The organism is Enterobacter quasiroggenkampii, from assembly GCF_043972695.1.
Taxonomy (GTDB): domain Bacteria; phylum Pseudomonadota; class Gammaproteobacteria; order Enterobacterales; family Enterobacteriaceae; genus Enterobacter; species Enterobacter quasiroggenkampii.
On record NZ_CP143745.1, the window covers coordinates 883,419 to 905,730 of the forward strand.

General features: G+C 57.5%; 21 protein-coding genes. 18 read left to right on the forward strand and 3 right to left on the reverse strand.

What is annotated here, in order from left to right; translation table 11 throughout:
- Positions 1–70 precede the first annotated feature (70 nt).
- The 6 genes from ftsY (at position 71) to livJ (ending at position 7,056) form a co-directional block, all read left to right on the forward strand.
- Complete coding sequence (ftsY, locus tag V1572_RS04200) at positions 71–1,531, forward strand: signal recognition particle-docking protein FtsY (protein WP_395299728.1); 1,461 nt, start codon at positions 71–73, stop codon at positions 1,529–1,531.
- 2 nt (positions 1,532–1,533) lie between these two features.
- Positions 1,534–2,199 carry a cell division ATP-binding protein FtsE gene (gene ftsE, locus V1572_RS04205; protein WP_025758973.1) on the forward strand — a complete coding sequence of 222 codons (666 nt, stop codon included), beginning with the start codon at positions 1,534–1,536 and terminating at the stop codon, positions 2,197–2,199.
- Complete coding sequence (gene ftsX, locus V1572_RS04210) at positions 2,192–3,247, forward strand: permease-like cell division protein FtsX (RefSeq protein WP_045909157.1); 1,056 nt, start codon at positions 2,192–2,194, stop codon at positions 3,245–3,247. The genes ftsE and ftsX overlap by 8 nt, the downstream gene beginning before the upstream one ends.
- Before the next feature lie 251 nt (positions 3,248–3,498).
- Entirely contained in the window at positions 3,499–4,356 is an 858-nt protein-coding gene (gene rpoH / locus V1572_RS04215) for an RNA polymerase sigma factor RpoH (RefSeq protein ID WP_008500093.1), read from the forward strand.
- Positions 4,357–4,492: 136 nt separating this feature from the next.
- Positions 4,493–5,758, forward strand: coding sequence for a 4-aminobutyrate--2-oxoglutarate transaminase (locus V1572_RS04220; protein WP_048030200.1), 1,266 nt, complete (start codon positions 4,493–4,495; stop codon positions 5,756–5,758).
- A 197-nt stretch (positions 5,759–5,955) separates the two neighbouring features.
- On the forward strand, positions 5,956–7,056 hold the full coding sequence (gene livJ, locus V1572_RS04225) for a branched chain amino acid ABC transporter substrate-binding protein LivJ (RefSeq protein WP_072163886.1): 1,101 nt from the start codon (positions 5,956–5,958) through the stop codon (positions 7,054–7,056).
- 133 nt (positions 7,057–7,189) lie between these two features.
- Here the strand turns inward: livJ and panM are convergent, their stop codons facing one another.
- Positions 7,190–7,573 carry an aspartate 1-decarboxylase autocleavage activator PanM gene (gene panM, locus V1572_RS04230; RefSeq protein WP_045909159.1) on the reverse strand — a complete coding sequence of 128 codons (384 nt, stop codon included), beginning with the start codon at positions 7,571–7,573 and terminating at the stop codon, positions 7,190–7,192.
- Between the two features lie 424 nt (positions 7,574–7,997).
- Here panM and livK point away from each other — a divergent pair, with 424 nt between their 5' ends.
- The 10 genes from livK (at position 7,998) to ugpQ (ending at position 18,099) form a co-directional block, all read left to right on the forward strand.
- On the forward strand, positions 7,998–9,107 hold the full coding sequence (gene livK, locus V1572_RS04235) for a high-affinity branched-chain amino acid ABC transporter substrate-binding protein LivK (RefSeq protein WP_395299729.1): 1,110 nt from the start codon (positions 7,998–8,000) through the stop codon (positions 9,105–9,107).
- 46 nt (positions 9,108–9,153) lie between these two features.
- Positions 9,154–10,080 carry a high-affinity branched-chain amino acid ABC transporter permease LivH gene (gene livH, locus V1572_RS04240; RefSeq protein WP_008500099.1) on the forward strand — a complete coding sequence of 309 codons (927 nt, stop codon included), beginning with the start codon at positions 9,154–9,156 and terminating at the stop codon, positions 10,078–10,080.
- On the forward strand, positions 10,077–11,354 hold the full coding sequence (gene livM, locus V1572_RS04245; RefSeq protein WP_045909161.1) for a branched chain amino acid ABC transporter permease LivM: 1,278 nt from the start codon (positions 10,077–10,079) through the stop codon (positions 11,352–11,354). Before livH ends, livM begins: the two co-directional genes overlap by 4 nt.
- A complete protein-coding gene (gene livG, locus V1572_RS04250; protein WP_024906698.1) occupies positions 11,351–12,118 on the forward strand; it encodes a high-affinity branched-chain amino acid ABC transporter ATP-binding protein LivG in 768 nt (255 codons plus the stop codon). The genes livM and livG overlap by 4 nt, the downstream gene beginning before the upstream one ends.
- A 1-nt stretch (position 12,119) precedes the next feature.
- Complete coding sequence (gene livF, locus V1572_RS04255; RefSeq protein WP_008500102.1) at positions 12,120–12,833, forward strand: high-affinity branched-chain amino acid ABC transporter ATP-binding protein LivF; 714 nt, start codon at positions 12,120–12,122, stop codon at positions 12,831–12,833.
- 247 nt (positions 12,834–13,080) lie between these two features.
- Positions 13,081–14,397, forward strand: a complete 1,317-nt coding sequence (gene ugpB, locus V1572_RS04260) for a sn-glycerol-3-phosphate ABC transporter substrate-binding protein UgpB (protein WP_008500103.1) — start codon at positions 13,081–13,083, stop codon at positions 14,395–14,397.
- 157 nt (positions 14,398–14,554) lie between these two features.
- Positions 14,555–15,442, forward strand: coding sequence for a sn-glycerol-3-phosphate ABC transporter permease UgpA (gene ugpA / locus V1572_RS04265; RefSeq protein WP_032650577.1), 888 nt, complete (start codon positions 14,555–14,557; stop codon positions 15,440–15,442).
- Positions 15,439–16,284 carry a sn-glycerol-3-phosphate ABC transporter permease UgpE gene (ugpE, locus tag V1572_RS04270; RefSeq protein ID WP_013099125.1) on the forward strand — a complete coding sequence of 282 codons (846 nt, stop codon included), beginning with the start codon at positions 15,439–15,441 and terminating at the stop codon, positions 16,282–16,284. Before ugpA ends, ugpE begins: the two co-directional genes overlap by 4 nt.
- A gap of 1 nt (position 16,285) precedes the next feature.
- Complete coding sequence (locus V1572_RS04275) at positions 16,286–17,356, forward strand: sn-glycerol-3-phosphate import ATP-binding protein UgpC (protein ID WP_045909162.1); 1,071 nt, start codon at positions 16,286–16,288, stop codon at positions 17,354–17,356.
- A complete protein-coding gene (ugpQ, locus tag V1572_RS04280; RefSeq protein ID WP_045909163.1) occupies positions 17,353–18,099 on the forward strand; it encodes a glycerophosphodiester phosphodiesterase in 747 nt (248 codons plus the stop codon). The genes V1572_RS04275 and ugpQ overlap by 4 nt, the downstream gene beginning before the upstream one ends.
- Here ugpQ and V1572_RS04285 read toward each other — a convergent pair.
- Positions 18,083–18,460, reverse strand: coding sequence for a DUF2756 family protein (locus V1572_RS04285; protein WP_045328887.1), 378 nt, complete (start codon positions 18,458–18,460; stop codon positions 18,083–18,085). The genes ugpQ and V1572_RS04285 overlap by 17 nt on opposite strands.
- 123 nt (positions 18,461–18,583) lie before the next feature.
- Between V1572_RS04285 and ggt the strand changes: the two genes are divergently transcribed.
- Entirely contained in the window at positions 18,584–20,329 is a 1,746-nt protein-coding gene (gene ggt / locus V1572_RS04290; RefSeq protein ID WP_395299730.1) for a gamma-glutamyltransferase, read from the forward strand.
- A gap of 106 nt (positions 20,330–20,435) precedes the next feature.
- On the opposite strand, the gene yhhY is transcribed toward ggt, so the two are convergent.
- Complete coding sequence (yhhY, locus tag V1572_RS04295) at positions 20,436–20,924, reverse strand: N-acetyltransferase (RefSeq protein WP_063622869.1); 489 nt, start codon at positions 20,922–20,924, stop codon at positions 20,436–20,438.
- A gap of 255 nt (positions 20,925–21,179) precedes the next feature.
- Between yhhY and V1572_RS04300 the strand changes: the two genes are divergently transcribed.
- Entirely contained in the window at positions 21,180–22,217 is a 1,038-nt protein-coding gene (locus V1572_RS04300) for an oxidoreductase (RefSeq protein WP_069719701.1), read from the forward strand.
- The last annotated feature ends 95 nt before the right edge of the window (positions 22,218–22,312 follow it).

The following is a 22,312-nucleotide window of genomic DNA, read 5'->3' on the forward strand; positions in this document are numbered from 1 at the left end:
TAAAGTGTTAGACTATTTCATCATTTTTTTAGCTTCCATGTATATAGCGCCGCGAGGAGTGTAGTCGCAGATGGCAAAACAAAAAAAACGTGGCTTCTTTTCCTGGCTGGGCTTCGGTGAAAAAGAGCAAGAAACAGAACAGAAAACCGAAGAGCAACATGCCGTTGAAGAGCCGTCGCAGCCTGAAACGCCAGTAGAAACCGCCGCGGTTGTCGATGCGGAAGAAACGGCGCACAGCAAAGAAGAGGTTGAAACCTTTGCTGAAGAGGTGGTTGAGGTCACTGAACAGGTTCAGGAAAGCGAGAAGCCAGAGCCGGTTGTCGTAGAAGCCGCTATCGAAGCACCACAGGCTGCTATCGAACACGAAGAGCTGCCGCTGCCGGAAGAGGTGAAAGCCGAAGCGGTGTCTGCCGAAGAGTGGCAGGCCGAAGCGGAAACCGTTGAAATCGTTGAGGCGGTGGAAGAAGAGGCGGCGCTTGAGCCAGATCTGACCGACGAAGAGCTGGAAGCTCAGGCGCTGGCGGCTGAGGCCGCTGAAGAAGCGGTCATCGTGGTGCCGGTAGAAGAAGAACCGGAAGAAGAGACCGTTCAGGAGCAGGAAAAACCGACCAAAGAGGGTTTCTTCGCGCGTCTGAAACGCAGCCTGCTTAAAACCAAAGAAAACTTAGGTTCCGGATTTATCAGTCTGTTCCGCGGCAAGAAGATCGACGACGATCTGTTTGAAGAGCTGGAAGAGCAACTGCTGATTGCGGACGTGGGGGTCGAAACCACCCGTAAGATCATCACTAATCTGACCGAAGGGGCGAGCCGCAAACAGCTGCGTGACGCCGAAGCGCTGTACGGCCTGCTGAAAGACGAGATGGGTGAAATTCTCGCAAAAGTTGACGAACCGCTTAATATTGAAGGCAAAACGCCATTTGTTATTCTGATGGTCGGCGTGAACGGCGTGGGTAAAACCACCACCATCGGCAAGCTGGCGCGTCAGTTCGAGCAGCAGGGTAAATCGGTGATGCTGGCGGCGGGCGACACCTTCCGTGCGGCGGCGGTTGAGCAGCTGCAGGTCTGGGGCCAGCGCAACAACATTCCGGTGATTGCTCAGCATACCGGCGCGGATTCCGCGTCCGTGATCTTTGACGCCATCCAGGCGGCGAAGGCGCGTAACGTGGACGTGCTAATTGCCGATACCGCAGGGCGTTTGCAGAATAAATCGCACCTGATGGAAGAGCTGAAGAAAATCGTTCGCGTCATGAAGAAGCTGGACGAAGACGCACCGCATGAAATTATGCTGACCATTGATGCCAGCACCGGACAGAACGCCATCAGCCAGGCGAAGCTGTTCCATGAAGCGGTAGGACTGACGGGGATCACGCTGACCAAACTGGACGGCACCGCGAAAGGCGGGGTGATCTTCTCCGTGGCCGACCAGTTCGGCATTCCTATCCGTTACATCGGTGTGGGCGAGCGTATTGAGGATTTACGTCCGTTTAAGGCGGACGACTTTATTGAGGCATTATTTGCCCGAGAGGACTAACAATGATTCGCTTTGAACACGTCAGCAAGGCCTATCTCGGTGGGAGACAAGCGCTGCAGGGGGTCACATTCCACCTGCAGCCGGGCGAGATGGCATTCCTGACCGGCCATTCCGGCGCGGGGAAAAGTACCCTGCTCAAGCTTATCTGTGGGATCGAGCGGCCAAGCGCCGGGAAAATCTTTTTCGGCGGCCATGAGATCAGCCGCCTGAAAAACCGCGAAGTGCCGTTCCTGCGTCGTCAGATCGGCATGATTTTCCAGGATCACCACCTGCTGATGGATCGCACCGTTTTCGATAACGTGGCCATTCCGCTGATTATTGCCGGCGCCAGCTATGATGATATCCGCCGTCGCGTTTCCGCGGCGCTGGATAAGGTCGGGCTGCTGGACAAAGCGAAGAACTTCCCGATCCAGCTCTCCGGCGGTGAACAGCAGCGCGTGGGTATCGCCCGTGCGGTGGTGAACAAGCCTGCGGTGCTGCTGGCGGATGAACCGACCGGTAACCTGGACGATGCCCTGTCAGAAGGGATTTTGCGTCTGTTTGAGGAGTTTAACCGCGTGGGGGTTACCGTATTGATGGCGACGCACGACATCGGGCTGATTTCCCGTCGTTCGTACCGCATGCTGACCCTGAGCGACGGTCATTTGCACGGAGGCCACGGTGAATAAGCGTGATGCAATAAACCAGATTCGGCAGTTCGGGAACCGGTTTGACCGTTTCCGTAAGCCGCAGGGCGGGGGTGACGGCAATCGTAATGCGCCGAAGCGCCAGAAGGCCGCGCCAAAGCCAGCCTCCCGTAAAACCAACGTGTTTAACGAGCAGGTGCGCTACGCGTTCCACGGCGCGCTGCAGGACCTGAAAAGCAAACCGCTGGCGACGTTCCTGACGGTGATGGTGATCGCCATCTCCCTCACGCTGCCAAGCGTCTGCTATATGGTCTATAAAAACGTCAACCAGGCGGCGTCGCAGTATTATCCGTCTCCGCAGATCACGGTCTATCTGGATAAAGCGCTCGACGATAACGCGGCGGCGCAGGTGGTTGGGCAAATTCAGGCCGAGCAGGGCGTGGAGAAGGTCAATTATCTCTCACGTGAAGACGCGCTGGGTGAGTTCAGGAACTGGTCTGGCTTTGGCGGCGCGCTGGATATGCTCGAAGAGAACCCGCTGCCCGCCGTGGCGGTGGTGATCCCGAAGCTGGATTTCCAGGGGACAGATTCGCTTAACACCCTGCGCGATCGCATCACGCGCATTAAGGGGATTGATGAAGTGCGCATGGATGACAGCTGGTTTGCGCGTCTCTCTGCTCTGACCGGGCTGGTAGGCCGCGTCGCGGCGATGATTGGCGTGCTGATGGTGGCGGCGGTCTTCCTCGTCATCGGCAACAGCGTTCGCCTGAGCATCTTCGCCCGTCGCGACACCATCAACGTGCAGAAACTGATTGGTGCGACAGATGGCTTCATCCTCCGACCGTTCCTTTACGGTGGCGCACTGCTCGGTTTTTCCGGCGCATTTCTTTCACTGATATTGTCAGAAATTTTGGTGATGCGGCTTTCCTCTGCCGTGACTGAAGTGGCGCAGGTTTTCGGAACGAAGTTTGATATCAGTGGCTTAGGGTTCGATGAGTGCCTGTTGTTGCTGCTGGTGTGTTCGATGATTGGGTGGGTGGCAGCGTGGCTGGCAACCGTTCAACATTTACGTCACTTTACTCCCGACTAATAAAAGCGTGATATAATCTTTCCCTGCACCGAGATGTTCGCTCTGCAGGGAAAGCGTCCCTGTTGTCTCTTCCCCTGTTATCATCTCCATGTCACATTTTGTGCGTAATTTATTCACCGTTGCACCTGGAACTTGTGGATAAAATCACTGTCTGATAAAAGAGTGAATGCTAATCTCGTTGCTCAAACGCTTTGGCATGGTTGTTGCCTGACGGGGACAACCTGGACCAGAAGAAACACTGAGAGGAATGAATGACCAAAGAAATGCAAACTTTAGCTTTAGCCCCTGTTGGTAACCTGGAATCTTACATCCGGGCTGCGAACACCTGGCCGATGTTAACGGCCGAGGAAGAAAAGGAGCTTGCTGAAAAGCTGCATTACCAGGGCGATCTGGAAGCAGCGAAAAAGCTGATCCTGTCTCACCTGCGCTTTGTTGTTCACATTGCTCGTAATTATGCGGGCTATGGCCTGCCGCAGGCGGACTTGATTCAGGAAGGTAACATCGGCCTGATGAAGGCTGTGCGTCGCTTTAACCCGGAAGTGGGTGTGCGACTCGTCTCCTTCGCCGTACACTGGATCAAAGCAGAAATTCATGAATACGTGCTGCGCAACTGGCGTATCGTGAAAGTCGCCACGACAAAAGCGCAACGCAAACTGTTCTTCAACCTGCGTAAAACCAAGCAGCGTCTGGGCTGGTTCAATCAGGATGAAGTGGAAATGGTGGCGCGCGAGCTGGGCGTATCCAGCAAAGACGTGCGTGAGATGGAATCCCGTATGGCCGCGCAGGACATGACCTTTGATATGTCCTCCGACGACGACGCATCCGACAGCCAGCCAATGGCACCGGTTCTTTATCTGCAGGATAAAACCTCTAACTTTGCTGACGGCATCGAAGAGGACAACTGGGAAGATCAGGCCGCGAACAAGCTGAGCTATGCGATGGAAGGCCTCGACGAACGTAGCCAGGATATTATCCGCGCCCGCTGGCTGGACGAAGACAACAAGTCCACGCTGCAGGAGCTGGCCGACCGCTACGGCGTCTCTGCGGAACGTGTCCGTCAGCTTGAAAAGAACGCCATGAAAAAACTTCGCGCCGCTATCGAAGCGTAATTTCCGCGAAGTACACCGAGAACCCCTGGATGAGAGTCTGGGGGTTTTGTTTTTTTAGCGCCCGCTCTGGCGAATTCCCTCCCCCTGGCAAACACTTACTGATGCGCTAAGCAGGCGACTTTCTCAGGGGGACAGGGTGAAAAACAACGAACTGAACGACCGGCGTTTACAGGCGACGCCGCGTGGCATCGGCGTGATGTGTAACTTCTATGCCGATAAAGCAGAAAACGCCACGGTGTGGGATGTCGAGGGCAATGAGTACATCGACTTCGCCGCCGGTATCGCGGTGCTGAATACCGGCCATCGCCATCCCAAAGTCATTTCCGCCATCGAAAAACAACTCCACGCCTTTACCCACACGGCGTACCAGATCGTGCCGTACGAAGGCTACGTGGCGCTTGCCGAGCGCATCAACGCACGGGTGCCGATTGACGGCCCTGCCAAAACGGCGTTCTTCTCGACGGGCGCAGAAGCTGTGGAAAACGCCGTAAAAATTGCCCGCGCCTTTACCAGACGTCCTGGCCTTATCACCTTCGGCGGCGCGTTCCACGGCCGCACCTTTATGACCATGGCGCTGACCGGCAAGGTTGCGCCGTACAAGCTCGGCTTTGGGCCCTTCCCCGGCTCGGTGTATCACGCGCAGTATCCGAATGAACTGCACGGCGTCAGCACCGCTGAGGCGTTGAAAAGCCTGGAACGTATCTTTAAAGCGGATATTGCTCCTGACCAGGTCGCGGCGATCATTCTCGAACCGGTTCAGGGGGAGGGTGGCTTCAACATCGCTCCTGCTGATTTTATGCAGGCGCTGCGCGCCCTGTGCGATACCCACGGCATTTTGCTGATTGCCGACGAGGTCCAAAGCGGCTTCGCCCGCACCGGCAAGCTGTTCTCGATGGAACACCACTGCGTGAAACCGGATCTGATCACCATGGCGAAAAGCCTGGCGGGCGGGATGCCGCTCTCGGCGGTGTCGGGACGTGCTGAGGTGATGGATGCGCCCGCGCCGGGCGGGCTGGGTGGCACCTACGCAGGTAACCCGCTGGCGATTGCGGCGGCGCATGCCGTACTGGACGTGATTGATGAGGAAGATCTCTGTACGCGATCGGCGCATCTTGGCCATCACCTGGTGGAAGTGCTGAACAAAGCGAAGGAACACTGCCCGTATATCGCGGATATTCGCGCCCAGGGCTCGATGGTGGCGGTGGAGTTTAACGACCCGCAAACGGGTCAGCCTTCGCCGGAATTTACCCGCCAGGTGCAGGAGCGGGCGTTGCAGGAAGGGCTGCTTCTTCTGAGCTGCGGCGTCTACGGCAACGTCATTCGTTTCCTGTATCCGCTGACGATTCCCGAAGTGCAGTTCCGTAAAGCGCTGGACATTATCTCCGCCTCGCTGACACGTTAAAGCCATATGCCCGGCGAAAACCTCTGCCGGGCCTATCATATATTCATTTCAAATTAGCTATTCCAAAATCATAAAAATCGGGTATGTTTTAGCAGAGTATGCTGAAAAAGCGCGAACAGCACACCTATAACTGACATAAAGCGCTGCACAACAACATCACAACAATCGTAATAACCATAATAATGGGGAATCTCAGGATGAACATGAAGGGTAAAGCGTTACTGGCAGGATGTATCGCGTTGGCATTCAGCACCATGGCACAGGCAGACATTAAAGTGGCTGTGGTTGGCGCCATGTCCGGACCGGTAGCGCAGTACGGCGACCAGGAGTTTACTGGCGCAGAACAGGCGGTTGCAGACATTAATGCCAAAGGCGGTATTAAGGGCGAAAAACTGCAGATCGTAAAATATGATGATGCCTGTGACCCGAAACAAGCGGTCGCGGTCGCGAACAAAGTGGTGAACGACGGGATCAAATACGTTATCGGTCACCTGTGCTCTTCTTCTACTCAGCCCGCGTCTGACATCTACGAAGACGAAGGTATCCTGATGATCACCCCGGCTGCGACCGCACCGGAGCTGACCGCACGCGGCTACAAGCTGACCCTGCGCACCACCGGTCTGGACTCTGACCAGGGCCCAACCGCGGCGAAATACATCGTTGAAAAAGTGAAGCCGAAGCGCATTGCCATCGTTCATGACAAGCAGCAGTACGGTGAAGGTCTGGCGCGTTCAGTGCAGGACAACCTCAAGAAAGCCAATGCCGATGTGGTGTTCTTCGACGGGATCACCGCCGGTGAGAAAGACTTCTCCACCCTGGTGGCGCGTCTGAAGAAAGAGAATATCGACTTCGTATACTACGGCGGCTACCACCCGGAAATGGGCCAGATCCTGCGCCAGGCGCGCGCAGCGGGTCTGAAAACCCAGTTCATGGGCCCGGAAGGGGTGGCGAACGTTTCTCTGTCTAACATCGCAGGTGAATCCGCTGAAGGCCTGCTGGTGACCAAACCGAAGAACTACGACCAGGTTCCTGCGAACAAACCTATCGTAGATGCCATCAAGGCGAAGAAACAGGATCCAAGCGGCGCGTTCGTCTGGACCACCTATGCGGCGCTGCAGTCTCTGCAGGCGGGCCTGAACCAGTCAGCCGATCCGGCTGAGATTGCCACCTGGCTGAAAGCGAACACGGTTGAGACCGTCATGGGGCCTCTTTCCTGGGACGCGAAGGGCGACCTGAAGGGCTTCGAGTTCGGCGTGTTTGACTGGCATGCTAACGGCACGGCGACCGACGCAAAATAAACGCAAATGGCAACCGTAAGGTTGCCATTTTAGTGTTTGCACCCTCTCCCCGTGGGAGAGGGCCGGGGTGAGGGCATCAGACCGCACAGCACCTCGTAGGCCGGGTAAGGCGCAGCCGCCACCCGGCTTTCTTTTAGCGCTTCTCCCACCCGCTTTCCTGCGCCGTAAAGCCTAACGCCTGCATAAACGCCGCCATCACGTCGCGGTCTTCAACGCCCACGTCGGCCATCCACCAGGAGGTCACGCTCGGGTTTTCGCGGATCACTTCTTCAATTAAATACTGTCCCACGCCGCGACGACGGGTGACGTCACGCACGCGCAGCGAGTCCAGCGCCCCTTCTGTACCGCTCAGGGTGACGCGAACCGCTGCCAGCAGGCGCTCGTTAAAACGCGCGGCATAAATGCGGTGGGTCTCATCCACGCGTAGCGACGAAGGGGAATATTCCGGCCAGATCTTGCCCAGGTCGATATGATCCTGGTCGCTAAAGGTCACCAGACGCACGATAGTCAGTTTCATTAGCTACTTGTCCAAATCAAATTGAGTAGAGGCAGTGTACTCAATTTATTCACTCAGGGGCTTCCTCTTTTTATTCTCATTTGCCAGGTGATTAGTTTTTTGGCAACGCGTTGGGCAGTTTGAAAACACATGGATCGAAAAATACGCAGAATTTTAACCTGATGGGTAGTGATTTATTCGGCGCTTTGTACCGTTATTTTATGCTGCAAACTGCACTTTTAGTTGTTTATCTCTGCCTGATTTCAGAATATTATCTTTGCTTAATCGCCTGAAAAATAGAGATTTTAGTCTGGTTTTTGACAAAAACCTGCGCTAAACCATTAAAGGCACTGGTAAAAATAGCGTTGTTCATTAAAAGTACAGAATGCTTTTTAACCATAATAAAACAAAATATAAACACGACATCACGAATGGGGATTCAGAGATGAAAAGGAACGCGAAGACGTTAATCGCGGGGATGGTCGCACTGTCGATCTCGTATGCCGCCATGGCGGAGGACATTAAAGTTGCGGTAGTGGGTGCGATGTCCGGCCCTGTTGCCCAGTGGGGTGACATGGAGTTCAACGGTGCGCGCCAGGCCATCAAAGACATCAACGCTAAGGGCGGCATCAAAGGCGACAAGCTGGTGGGCGTAGAATATGACGACGCCTGCGATCCGAAACAGGCCGTCGCGGTCGCTAACAAAATCGTCAACGATGGCATCCAGTATGTGATCGGCCACCTGTGCTCGTCGTCCACCCAGCCCGCGTCTGATATCTACGAAGACGAAGGCATTCTGATGATCACCCCCGGTGCGACTAACCCGGAACTGACCCAGCGCGGCTATCAACACATTATGCGTACCGCGGGGCTGGACTCCTCTCAGGGGCCAACCGCCGCCAAATACATCCTTGAAACCGTCAAGCCGCAGCGTATCGCCATTATTCATGACAAGCAGCAGTACGGTGAAGGCCTGGCGCGCTCCGTTCAGGACGGCCTGAAAAAAGGCGGCGCAAACATCGTCTTCTTCGACGGGATTACCGCCGGTGAGAAAGACTTCTCCGCGCTGATCGCTCGTCTGCAAAAAGAGAATATCGACTTTGTTTACTACGGCGGCTACTACCCGGAGATGGGGCAGATGCTGCGTCAGGCGCGCGCCACCGGTCTGAAGACCCAGTTTATGGGGCCAGAGGGTGTGGGCAATGCTTCCCTGTCCAACATCGCCGGGGATTCTGCCGAAGGCATGCTGGTGACGATGCCAAAACGCTATGACCAGGATCCGGCCAACAAGGCTATCGTGGATGCGCTCAAGGCGCAGAAGAAAGATCCGAGTGGTCCGTACGTCTGGATCACCTACGCCGCCGTGCAGTCTCTGGCCACCGCGCTGGATCGTACCGGCAGCAAAGAACCGCTGGATCTGGTGAAAGATTTAAAAGCACACGGGGCGAACACCGTGATTGGGCCGCTGAACTGGGATGAGAAAGGCGATCTGAAGGGATTTGAGTTTGGTGTCTTTAAGTGGCACGCCGACGGGTCATCCTCGGCCGCCAAATAATTATCCCACCGCCCGGACTGACGGGCGGGTATAAAAAGGTTTACATATGTCCGAGCAGTTTCTCTATTTCCTGCAGCAGATGTTTAACGGCGTCACGCTGGGAAGCACCTACGCGCTGATCGCCATCGGCTATACGATGGTTTACGGCATTATCGGCATGATTAACTTCGCCCACGGCGAGGTCTACATGATCGGTAGCTATGTCTCCTTTATGATTATCGCCGCCCTGATGATGATGGGCATCGACAGCAGCTGGCTGCTGGTCGCCGCCGGGTTTGTCGGCGCGATTGTGATTGCCAGCGCCTACGGCTGGAGCATCGAGCGCGTGGCCTACCGGCCGGTGCGCAGCTCCAAACGCCTGATTGCGCTGATTTCCGCCATCGGGATGTCGATCTTCCTGCAAAACTACGTCAGCCTGACCGAAGGCTCGCGCGACGTGGCGCTGCCAAGCCTGTTTAACGGCCAGTGGATTGTGGGGGCCAGTGAAAACTTCGCGGCCTCTATCACCACCATGCAGCTGGTTATCTGGGTCGTGACCTTTATTGCGATGCTTGCCCTGACGCTGTTCATCCGCTACTCGCGGATGGGACGCGCCTGCCGCGCCTGCGCAGAAGACCTGAAGATGGCGAGCCTGCTCGGCATCAACACCGACCGCGTGATTGCCCTGACCTTCGTGATTGGCGCCGCGATGGCGGCGGTGGCGGGTGTCCTGCTCGGCCAGTTCTATGGCGTGATCAACCCGTACATCGGCTTTATGGCCGGGATGAAAGCCTTCACCGCGGCGGTGCTGGGCGGTATCGGCAGTATTCCGGGCGCGATGATTGGCGGCCTGATCCTGGGCGTGGCGGAAGCGCTCTCCTCGGCGTATCTGAGCACGGAATATAAAGATGTGGTGTCGTTTGCCCTGCTGATTCTGGTTCTGCTGGTCATGCCTACCGGCATTCTGGGCCGTCCGGAGGTAGAGAAAGTATGAAACCGATGCATTTTGCAATGGCGCTGCTCTCTGCCGCCATGTTCTTCGTGCTGGCAGGCGTCTTTATGGGCGTCCAGTTAGGTCTGGATGGGACGAAGCTGGTGGTGGATACCGCACCCGACATCCGCTGGCAGTGGGTATTTATCGGCACTGCCGTGGTGTTCCTGTTCCAGCTGTTGCGTCCGCTGTTCCAGAAGTCGCTGAAAAACGTCTCCGGGCCGAAATTCGTTCTGCCGGCCATCGACGGGTCTACCGTTAAGCAGAAGCTGTTCCTCGTGGCGCTGCTGGTGGCTGCCGTGGCGTGGCCGTTTGTGGTCTCTCGTGGCACCGTGGATATCGCTACCCTGACCATGATCTACGTGATCCTCGGTCTCGGTCTGAACGTGGTGGTGGGGCTCTCTGGCCTGCTGGTGCTGGGCTACGGCGGCTTCTACGCCATCGGCGCCTACACCTTCGCGCTGCTGAACCACTATTACGGCCTCGGCTTCTGGACCTGCCTGCCGCTGGCGGGGCTGGTCTCAGCCGCGGCAGGCTTCCTGCTCGGCTTCCCGGTACTGCGCCTGCGCGGTGACTACCTGGCGATTGTGACCTTAGGCTTTGGCGAAATCGTCCGTATCCTGCTGCTGAACAACACCGAAGTGACCGGCGGCCCGAACGGCATCAGCCAGATCCCGAAACCAACCTTCTTTGGCCTGGAGTTCAGCCGTACCGCCCGCGAAGGCGGCTGGGACACCTTCAGTAACTTCTTCGGCGTGAAGTATGACCCGTCCGACCGCGTCATCTGGCTCTATCTGGTGGCGCTGCTGCTGGTGGTGATTACCCTGTTCGTGATTAACCGTCTGCTGCGCATGCCGCTGGGCCGTGCGTGGGAAGCGCTGCGCGAAGATGAGATTGCCTGCCGTTCCCTGGGCCTGAACCCGACCCGCATCAAGCTGACCGCGTTCACCATCAGCGCCGCGTTTGCCGGTTTCGCCGGGACGCTGTTTGCCGCGCGTCAGGGCTTCGTCAGCCCGGAATCGTTCACCTTTGCCGAATCCGCTTTTGTGCTGGCGATTGTGGTGCTCGGCGGGATGGGCTCGCAGTTTGCCGTTATCCTCGCGGCCATCCTGCTGGTGGTCTCGCGCGAGCTGATGCGCGACTTTAACGAATACAGCATGTTAATGCTGGGTGGTTTGATGGTGCTGATGATGATCTGGCGTCCGCAGGGCTTGCTGCCGATGACCCGTCCACAGCTGAAGCTGAAGAACGGGCAAGCGAAAGGAGAGCAGGCATGAGTCAGCCATTATTATCCGTTAACGGTCTGATGATGCGTTTTGGCGGCCTGCTGGCGGTCAACAATGTGTCACTGGATCTGCACAAGAAAGAGATTGTCTCCCTGATTGGCCCGAACGGCGCGGGGAAAACCACCGTCTTTAACTGCCTGACCGGTTTTTACAAGCCGACGGGCGGCACCATCATGCTGCGCGACAAGCATCTTGAAGGGCTGCCGGGCCAGCAGATTGCCCGCATGGGCGTGGTGCGTACCTTCCAGCACGTGCGTCTGTTCCGCGAGATGACGGTGATTGAGAACCTGCTGGTCGCGCAGCATCAGCAGCTGAAAACCGGGCTGTTCTCCGGCCTGCTGAAAACCCCGGCCTTCCGCCGCGCCCAGGATGAAGCGCTCGATCGCGCCGCCACCTGGCTCGACCGCATTGGCCTGCTGCAGCACGCCAACCGTCAGGCGAGTAACCTGGCCTACGGCGACCAGCGTCGTCTGGAGATTGTGCGCTGCATGGTGACCCAGCCGGAGATCCTGATGCTCGACGAACCGGCGGCGGGCCTCAACCCGAAAGAGACCAAAGAGCTGGACGAGCTGATTGCCGAGCTGCGCGATCACCACGACACCACCATTCTGCTGATTGAGCACGACATGAAGCTGGTAATGGGCATTTCCGACCGTATCTACGTGGTTAACCAGGGTACGCCGCTGGCAAACGGCACGCCGGAAGAGATCCGCAACAACCCGGACGTGATCCGCGCATACCTGGGCGAGGCATAAGATGGAAAAAGCGATGTTAACGTTCGACAAGGTCAACGCGCACTACGGCAAGATCCAGGCGCTGCACGATGTCAGCCTGCATATCAATCAGGGTGAAATCGTTACCCTGATTGGCGCCAACGGCGCGGGCAAAACCACGCTGCTCGGCACCCTGTGCGGCGACCCGCGCGCCACCAGCGGGCGGATTGTGTTTGATGGCAAAGACATTACCGACTGGCAGACGGCCAGAATCATGCGTGAGGCGGTGGCGATTGTCCCGGAAGGGCGTCGCGTCTTCTCGCGTATGACGGTGGAAGAGAACCTGGCGATGGGCGGTTTCTTCGCCCATCGCGATGAATACCAGACCCGCATCAAGTGGGTGTACGAACTCTTCCCGCGCCTGTGGGAGCGTCGCATTCAGCGTGCGGGCACCATGTCCGGCGGTGAACAGCAGATGCTGGCAATTGGCCGCGCGCTGATGAGCCAGCCGCGTCTCCTGCTGCTGGACGAGCCGTCGCTCGGTCTTGCGCCGATCATCATCCAGCAGATATTCGACACCATCGAGCAGCTGCGTAAAGAGGGGATGACCATCTTCCTCGTCGAGCAGAACGCCAACCAGGCGCTGAAGCTCGCTGACCGTGGCTACGTGCTGGAGAACGGCCGCGTGGTGCTGGAAGACACCGGCGATGCGCTGCTGGCGAACGAAGCGGTGCGGAGCGCTTACCTGGGCGGCTGAGCCGTCTGTATCGCCCGGTGGCGCTGCGCTTACCGGGCCTACAGGGATCGAGTAGGCCGGGTAAGGCGTAGCCGCCACCCGGCTTTTTTAACCACTACACCCCTTCACACAACCATCATCCCCCTGACCCTTTACTGTCACTTATCTGTAAACAAACAGTTATTTTTCTGTCATTCGAGCATGTCATGTTACCTCGCGAGCATAAAACGCGTGATATCGCGCATCCGGCACAATAAGAGAGATGACAATGACATCGTTACGACACACAGCTTTGGGTCTGGCACTGGGTCTGGCTTTTGCGACGAACGCAATGGCTGTGACGACCATTCCGTTCTGGCATTCCATGGAAGGGGAGTTGGGTAAAGAAGTTGACTCCCTGGCGCAGCGTTTCAACGACACCCATCCGGATTACAAAATTGTGCCGGTGTACAAAGGTAACTACGAGCAGAGCCTGAGCGCGGGCATCGCCGCCTTCCGTACCGGCAACGCGCCTGCACTGTTACAGGTTTATGAAGTGGGCACCGCCACCATGATGGCCTCCAAAGCTATCAAGCCGGTGTATGAAGTGTTCAAAGAGGCGGGTATCAACTTTGATGAATCCCAGTTTGTGCCGACCGTAGCGGGTTACTACACCGATTCCAAAACCGGACATCTGCTGTCTCAGCCGTTTAACAGCTCCACGCCGGTGCTGTACTACAACAAAGACGCCTTCAGGAAAGCCGGTTTAGACCCGGAGCAGCCGCCAAAAACCTGGCAGGACCTGGCCGAATACACTGCGAAGCTGAAAGCGGCGGGGATGAAGTGCGGCTACGCCAGCGGCTGGCAGGGCTGGATCCAGATTGAAAACTTCAGCGCCTGGCACGGCCTGCCGGTGGCGACCAAAAACAACGGCTTCGACGGCACCGATGCGGTACTGGAGTTCAACAAGCCGGAGCAGGTGAAGCACATTGCGCTGCTGGAAGAACTCAACAAGAAGGGCGACTTCAGCTACTTCGGGCGTAAAGACGAATCCACCGAGAAGTTCTACAACGGCGACTGCGCCATTACCACCGCCTCGTCCGGCTCGCTGGCGGATATCCGTCACTACGCCAAATTCAATTACGGCGTGGGCATGATGCCGTATGACGCTGACGTGAAGGGCGCGCCGCAGAACGCCATCATCGGCGGGGCGAGCCTGTGGGTGATGCAGGGTAAAGACAAGGGCACCTATAAAGGCGTGGCCGAATTCCTCGACTTCCTGGCGAAGCCGGAAAACGCTGCCGAATGGCACCAGAAGACCGGCTACCTGCCGATCACCAAAGCCGCGTATGACCTGACCCGCGAGCAGGGCTTCTACAGCAAGAACCCGGGCGCGGACATCGCGACGCGTCAGATGCTGAACAAGCCGCCGTTGCCGTTCACCAAAGGCCTGCGCCTGGGCAACATGCCGCAGATCCGCACCATCGTGGATGAAGAGCTGGAAAGCGTGTGGACCGGGAAGAAAACGCCACAGCAGGCGCTGGATTCCGCAGTAGAGCGCGGGAATCAGCTGCTGCGCCGCTTTGAGCAGTCGACGAAATCGTAATCCGTGATTCGCCCGGTGACGCGTAGCGATCCGGGCCTACGGGGATCGTGCGGGCTGATGCCCTCACCCCAACCCTCTCCCACGGGGAGAGGGAGAAATATTTGTAGGCCGGGTAAGGCGCAGCCGCCACCCGGCATTGCTCAGGAACCCAATCTCAATGTCATCATCCCGTCCGGTGTTCCGTTCCCGCTGGCTGCCGTACCTGTTGGTCGCGCCTCAGCTGGTCATCACCGTTATCTTCTTTATCTGGCCTGCGGGCGAAGCACTGTGGTACTCGGTACAAAGCGTCGATCCGTTTGGGCTCTCCAGCCAGTTTGTCGGGCTGGACAACTTTACCGCGCTGTTCCATGACAGCTACTACCTGGACGCCTTCTGGACGACGATGAAGTTCAGCGCGCTGGTCACCGTCAGCGGCCTTGTCGCCTCGCTGTTTTTCGCCGCGCTGGTGGACTACGTGGTGCGCGGCAGTCGTATTTATCAGACCCTGATGCTGCTGCCGTACGCCGTGGCACCCGCCGTCGCTGCCGTACTGTGGATTTTCCTGTTTAACCCCGGTCGCGGGCTGATCACCCATTTCCTGGCAGAGTTCGGCTACGACTGGAACCACGCCCAGAACAGCGGTCAGGCGATGTTCCTGGTGGTGTTCGCCTCGGTGTGGAAGCAGATCAGTTACAACTTCCTGTTCTTCTTTGCCGCGCTGCAGTCCATTCCCCGTTCGCTGGTGGAAGCCGCCGCGATTGACGGCGCAGGGCCGATTCGTCGCTTCTTCAGGCTGTCGCTGCCGCTGATCGCCCCAGTGAGCTTCTTCCTGCTGGTGGTTAACCTCGTGTACGCCTTCTTCGACACCTTCCCGGTGATCGATGCGGCCACCGCAGGCGGCCCGGTGCAGGCGACCACGACGCTTATCTACAAGATCTACCGCGAAGGCTTCGCCGGGCTGGATCTCTCCGCCTCCGCCGCGCAGTCGGTGGTGTTGATGTTCCTCGTCATCATCCTCACGGTGGTGCAGTTCCGCTATGTCGAAAGTAAGGTGCGCTACCAATGATTGAGAACCGTCGCGGGCTGACGATTTTCAGCCACACCATGCTGATTCTGGGGATTATCGTCATCCTCTTCCCGCTGTACGTGGCCTTTGTCGCCGCCACGCTGGACACCAAAGCGGTGTTCGACACGCCGATGACGCTGATCCCAGGCACACATCTGTTCGAGAACATGAAGACCATCTGGACCCAGGGCGTGGGCGCCAACAGCGCGCCGTTCTGGCTGATGATGCTCAACAGCTTCATCATGGCGTTCGGCATTACGGTCGGCAAAATTACGGTGTCGATGCTCTCGGCCTTCGCCATCGTCTGGTTCCGTTTTCCGCTGCGCAACCTGTTTTTCTGGATGATTTTTATCACCCTGATGTTGCCGGTGGAGGTGCGTATCTTCCCTACGGTGGAAGTGATCGCCAACCTGAAGATGCTCGACAGCTACGCGGGCTTGACCCTGCCGCTGATGGCCTCGGCGACCGCCACATTCCTGTTTCGCCAGTTCTTTATGACCCTGCCGGACGAGCTGATTGAAGCGGCGCGCATTGATGGCGCATCGCCGATGCGTTTCTTCCGCGACATCGTGCTGCCGCTGTCGAAAACCAACCTTGCGGCGCTGTTTGTGATCACCTTTATCTACGGCTGGAACCAGTACCTGTGGCCGCTGCTGATTATTCAGGACGTCAATCTCGGCACCGCCGTGGCGGGCATCAAAGGCATGATTGCCACCGGCGAAGGCACCACCCTCTGGAACCAGGTGATGGCGGCGATGCTGCTTACCCTTATCCCACCCGTAGTCATTGTTTTAGCCATGCAGCGCGCGTTTGTCCGCGGCCTGGTCGATAGCGAGAAATAAGATGGCAGGTTTAAAACTTCAGGCAGTAACCAAAAGCTGGGACGGCAAAACCCAGGTGATTCAGCCGCTCACGCTCGACGTGGCGGACGGGGAGTTTATCGTGATGGTCGGCCCGTCCGGCTGTGGCAAATCCACCCTGCTGCGCATGGTGGCGGGGCTGGAGCGCGTGACCTCCGGGGATATCTGGATTGACCGCCAGCGCGTCACCGAGATGGAGCCGAAAGACAGAGGCATCGCGATGGTCTTCCAGAACTACGCTCTCTATCCGCACATGAGCGTGGAAGAGAACATGGCCTGGGGGCTGAAAATCCGCGGCATGGGCAAAGGCCATATCGAGGAGCGCGTGAAAGAAGCCGCCCGTATTCTGGAACTGGACGGCCTGCTCAAGCGCCGCCCGCGCGAGCTCTCCGGCGGCCAGCGCCAGCGCGTAGCGATGGGGCGCGCCATCGTGCGCGACCCGGCGGTATTTCTGTTCGACGAGCCGCTCTCTAACCTCGACGCCAAGCTGCGCGTGCAGATGCGCCTTGAGCTGCAGCAATTGCACCGTCGTCTGAAAACCACGTCGCTGTACGTTACCCACGATCAGGTCGAAGCCATGACCCTCGCCCAGCGCGTGATGGTGATGAACAAAGGCGTTGCCGAGCAGATTGGTACCCCGGTGGAAGTCTACGAGAAACCAGCCACCCGTTTCGTGGCGAGCTTTATCGGCAGCCCGGCGATGAACCTGCTGGAAGGGCGCATCAGCAGTGCGGGCTCGCACTTTGAGCTGGAAAGCGGGATGGCATTGCCGATCAACTGGTACTATCGTGGCTACGCCGGGCGTAAGATGACGCTCGGTATCCGCCCGGAACATATCGGTTTAACCACTCAGGCGGAAGGCGGCGTGCCGCTGGTGATGGACACGCTGGAGATGTTGGGTGCAGATAACCTGGCGCACGGGCGCTGGGGCGAGCAAAAAATGGTGGTGCGGCTGGCACATCAGGAGCGCCCTAAAGCAGGCAGCACGCTGTGGCTGCACCTGCCGGAAAATCATCTGCACCTGTTTGACGGTGAAACAGGACAACGAGTATGAGCAACTGGCCTTATCCCCATGTCGTCGCCCACCGGGGCGGCGGTAAGCTGGCGCCGGAGAATACCCTGGCGGCGATTGACGTTGGCGCGCGCTACGGCCACACGATGATCGAGTTCGACGCCAAGCTGTCGAAAGACGGCGAGATTTTCCTGCTGCATGACGATAACCTCGAACGCACCAGCAACGGCTGGGGCGTCGCGGGCGAGCTGCCGTGGCGCGATCTGCTGAAAGTCGACGCCGGAAGCTGGTACAGCGGCGAATTCAAAGGCGAACCGCTGCCGCTGCTGGCGGAAGTGGCCGATCGCTGTCGCCAGCACGGCATGATGGCCAATATCGAAATTAAACCGACCACCGGCACCGGGCCGCTGACGGGCAAAGTCATTGCCCTTGCCGCGCGCGAGCTGTGGGAGGGAATGACCGCGCCGCTGCTGTCATCATTTGAAATCGATGCGCTGGAGGCCGCGCAGGCCGCAGCGCCGGAACTGCCGCGCGGACTGCTGCTGGACGAGTGGCGCGAGGACTGGCGCGAGCTGACGACGCGCTTAGCGTGTGTCTCTATTCATCTTAATCACAAGCTGCTGGATGAGGCGCGGGTGAAGATGCTGAAAGACGCGGGCCTGCGTATTCTGGTTTACACCGTCAATAAACCCCAGCGTGCGGCCGAACTGCTGCGCTGGGGCGTGGACAGCATCTGTACCGATGCGATTGACCTGATCGGCCCGGACTTTAGTTCTGCGGATTAAGCATACTGCCATTCGACTGCGGCGGCAGCATATGCTGCTGTCCGCTACCTGACGAGGTCATCCCACCTAACATTCCGCCGTTTTTGTTCGGCAACGGCTGCTCGCGCACCTGCCCCTGCTGCACGCGCTGGGTGTTGGCGTTCATCTGATTTTGCAGGCTTTGCTGCTGCATCTGGGTCTGTGTTCTCAGTTGCTGATTCAGCATCCCTTTTTGCTGCTGTTGCTGGCTCATCATCTCGGTCTGCATACGCTGCTGGCTCGGGATGACATACCCCTGCTGGTTCGGGTTATTCATGGTGTTGAGTGGCTGTGCGAGCGCGGCAAAAGGGATCAGCGCCGTAAGAATCAATAAGCGTTTCATTGTCATTTCCTCCTGTTGAGGTCTCTCTTAAGTTTACCCTGATTTCACCATGACGATGATTTTTTAGGAGTTGTGAACCAGGCTTAAGCGGGGCATATGGATCCCTTCACCTGGAGAACAATAATGATGAAACCAACGTTTTTGCGCTGGGTCGCCCTCGCCGCGCTGATGGCAGGCGGTACATTTAGCGTGGCGGCCAACCCGCCCGCGGCGCCTCCGGTCTCTTACGGCGTGGAGGAGGATGTTTTTCATCCCGTGCGGGCAACCCACGGCATGGTGGCATCCGTGGATGCGCTGGCGACCCGCGTGGGCGTCGATATTCTCAGGCAGGGCGGTAACGCGGTGGATGCGGCGGTCGCCGTGGGCTATGCGCTGGCGGTGACGCACCCGCAGGCGGGGAACCTGGGCGGCGGTGGCTTTATGATGCTGCGCACCAAAGACGGGAAAACCACCGCCATCGACTTCCGTGAAATGGCGCCTTCTCAGGCGTCACGGGACATGTTCCTCGATGACCAGGGGAACCCGGACAGTAAAAAATCCCTGACCTCGCATCTCGCGTCCGGCACGCCGGGCACCGTTGCGGGCTTCTCGCTGGCGCTGGAAAAATACGGCACGATGCCGCTGAACAAGGTGGTGCAGCCTGCTATCAAGCTGGCGCGGGAGGGCTTTGTGGTGAATGACGCGCTGGCAGACGACCTCAAAACCTACGGCAGCGAAGTGATTCCGAATCACGAAAACAGCAAGGCCATCTTCTGGAAAGACGGTGAACCGCTGAAGAAGGGCGATAAGCTGGTGCAGAAGAACCTCGCTAAAAGCCTGGAGCTGATTGCCGAGCACGGTCCTGACGCCTTCTACAAAGGGGCGATTGCCGACCAGATTGCACAAGAGATGCAGAAGAACGGCGGGCTCATCACCAAAGCGGATCTGGCGGACTACAAGGCGGTAGAGCGCGAGCCGATTAGCGGCACCTACCGCGGCTACGAGGTCTTCTCCATGCCGCCACCGTCTTCCGGGGGCATTCACATCGTGCAGATCCTCAACATTCTTGAAAACTTCGATATGCACAAGTTCGGTTTCGGCAGCGCGGATGCCATGCAGGTGATGGCGGAAGCGGAAAAACGCGCCTACGCCGACCGCTCGGAATATCTCGGCGATCCGGACTTCGTGAAGGTGCCGTGGCAGGCGCTGACCAACAAGGCGTATGCCAAATCTATTGCCGATCAGATCGACATCAACAAGGCTAAGCCGTCGAGCGAGATCCGCCCCGGCAAGCTGGCGCCGTATGAAAGCAACCAGACCACCCACTTCTCGGTGGTGGATAAAGACGGTAACGCGGTGGCGGTGACCTTTACGCTCAACACGACCTTCGGCACCGGGATTGTGGCGGGTAACAGCGGCATTCTGCTGAATAACGAGATGGATGACTTCTCTGCCAAGCCGGGCGTGCCGAACGTCTACGGGCTGGTCGGCGGCGATGCGAACGCGGTAGGGCCGAAGAAACGCCCGCTGTCGTCCATGTCGCCCACCATCGTAGTGAAAGAGGGCAAAACCTGGCTGGTAACCGGTAGCCCGGGCGGCAGCCGGATTATCACCACCGTATTGCAGATGGTGGTGAACAGCATCGACTTTGGGATGAACGTCGCCGAAGCCACCAACGCCCCACGTTTCCACCATCAGTGGCTGCCGGACGAGCTGCGCGTCGAGAAGGGCTTTAGCCCGGACACCATTAAACTGCTTGAGCAGCGTGGGCAGAAGGTGGCGGTGAAAGAGGCGATGGGCAGCACCCAGAGCATTATGGTGGGGCCGGACGGAGCGCTGTTTGGCGCATCAGATCCGCGTTCGGTGGATGATTTGACGGCGGGGTATTGATTATTCCCCTCACCCTAACCCTCTCCCCATAGGGGAGAGGGGATTGCACGGTGCGGTCTTTTCTCCCTCGCCCCTATGGGGAGAGGGCCGGGGTGAGGGGAGTGTGTCACTTCATTCTCGCCATATAATACGCGTCCACATATTCGCCGTTGCGCAGGGCATAGCGCTTGCCGGTGCCTTCAATTTCGAACCCGTATTTTTTGTACACCGCAATCGCCGGCTCGTTATCGACAAACACCGTCAGCTCAATGCGGTCAACGCGCAGCCAGTTATCGCACATATCAATCATGGTGCGCATCAGCGCGCTGGCAACGCCCCGGTTTTGCCACTGCGCGCCGACACAAATCCCAAAATCAGCCACATGGCTGCGGCGTGGGCGTTGCGCGACGGCGATGCACAGATGCCCGGCGACATTACCGTCTATACAGGCGACCAGTTGCTTAATGCCAGGCTGGTCGGTGAGTCGTTCTTGCCACATTTGCTCAGATGGATGAGGAACCTGTAGTGTGTTGTGGTACACCTCCGGTTGGGCGTGGATCTGACGAATGGCGTCATAATCTTTCGGTTCCGCATGGCGTATCACTATCTCACTCATTCCTTGTTCCTCAGTCAGTTAAACGTCCCTTCCAACATCAATGACTTTAAAATTTGAGTCAACCGCTATTTTTTGCAAAAAGTATTGGACAAGTGCGAATGAGAATGATTATTATTGCTCTGCATTCAGGAAGACCCCTACGGGAACCTGAAAGCACGACATTGCTCACATTGCTTCCAGTATTACTTAGCCAGCTTTTAGCTGGCTTTTTTTTTGTTATGGTTAGACTCAGTAACCTTCCAAAAGGACTGAGCTATGACACTACATTGCGCATTTATTGGATTTGGTAAAAGTACGACCCGCTATCACCTGCCGTATGTTCTTAACCGCAAAGACAGCTGGCATGTGGCCCATATCTACCGCCGCCGCGCGAAGCCGGAAGAGCAATCTCCGCAGTATTCCCACATCCACTTCACCAGCGATCTCGATGAGGTGCTTAACGACCCACAGGTGAAGCTGGTGGTTGTCTGCACCCACGCCGACAGCCATTTTGACTATGCCAAACGCGCGCTCAATGCGGGTAAAAACGTGCTGGTAGAAAAGCCGTTCACCCCGACTATTGCCGAAGCGAAAGAGCTGTTCGCGCTGGCGAAAAGCAAAGGCCTGACCGTCACGCCGTATCAGAACCGTCGCTTTGACAGCTGCTTCCTGACGGCGAAAAAAGCGATTGAAAGCGGCAAGCTCGGCAACATCGTGGAAATCGAAAGCCACTTCGATTACTACCGTCCGGTGGCGGAAACGCAACCCGGACTGCCTCAGGATGGTTCGTTCTATGGTCTGGGCGTGCACACCATGGACCAGATCATCTCCCTGTTTGGCCGCCCGGACCACGTGGCGTATGACATTCGCAGCCTGCGCAACAAAGCCAACCCGGACGATACCTTCGAAGCCCAGCTGTTCTACGGCGATCTGAAGGCCATCGTCAAAACCAGTCACCTGGTGAAAATCGACTACCCGAAATTTATCGTTCACGGCACTAAAGGTTCGTTTATCAAATACGGTATCGACCAGCAGGAGACCAGCCTGAAGGCCAATATCATGCCGGGTGAACCAGGCTTTGCCGCGGACGATTCCGTGGGCGTGCTGGAGTATGTGAACGACGAGGGCGTGACGGTCAAAGAAACGCTGAAGCCGGAAACCGGCGACTATGGCCGCGTCTATGATGCGCTGTTTGAGACCCTCACAAACGGCATGGCGAATTACGTCAAGGAATCTGACGTTCTGACCAACCTCGAAATCCTTGAACGGGCCTTCGAACAGGCTTCTCCTGCCACGATAACCCTCGCAAAATAAGCAAAAACGGCTCCTCTGCACTTGTTCACAATTTTTGAACAGAGGAGTCAATTTTCACCCCCTATGATCCCAGGCCGTTTGCGTCCACACTTACT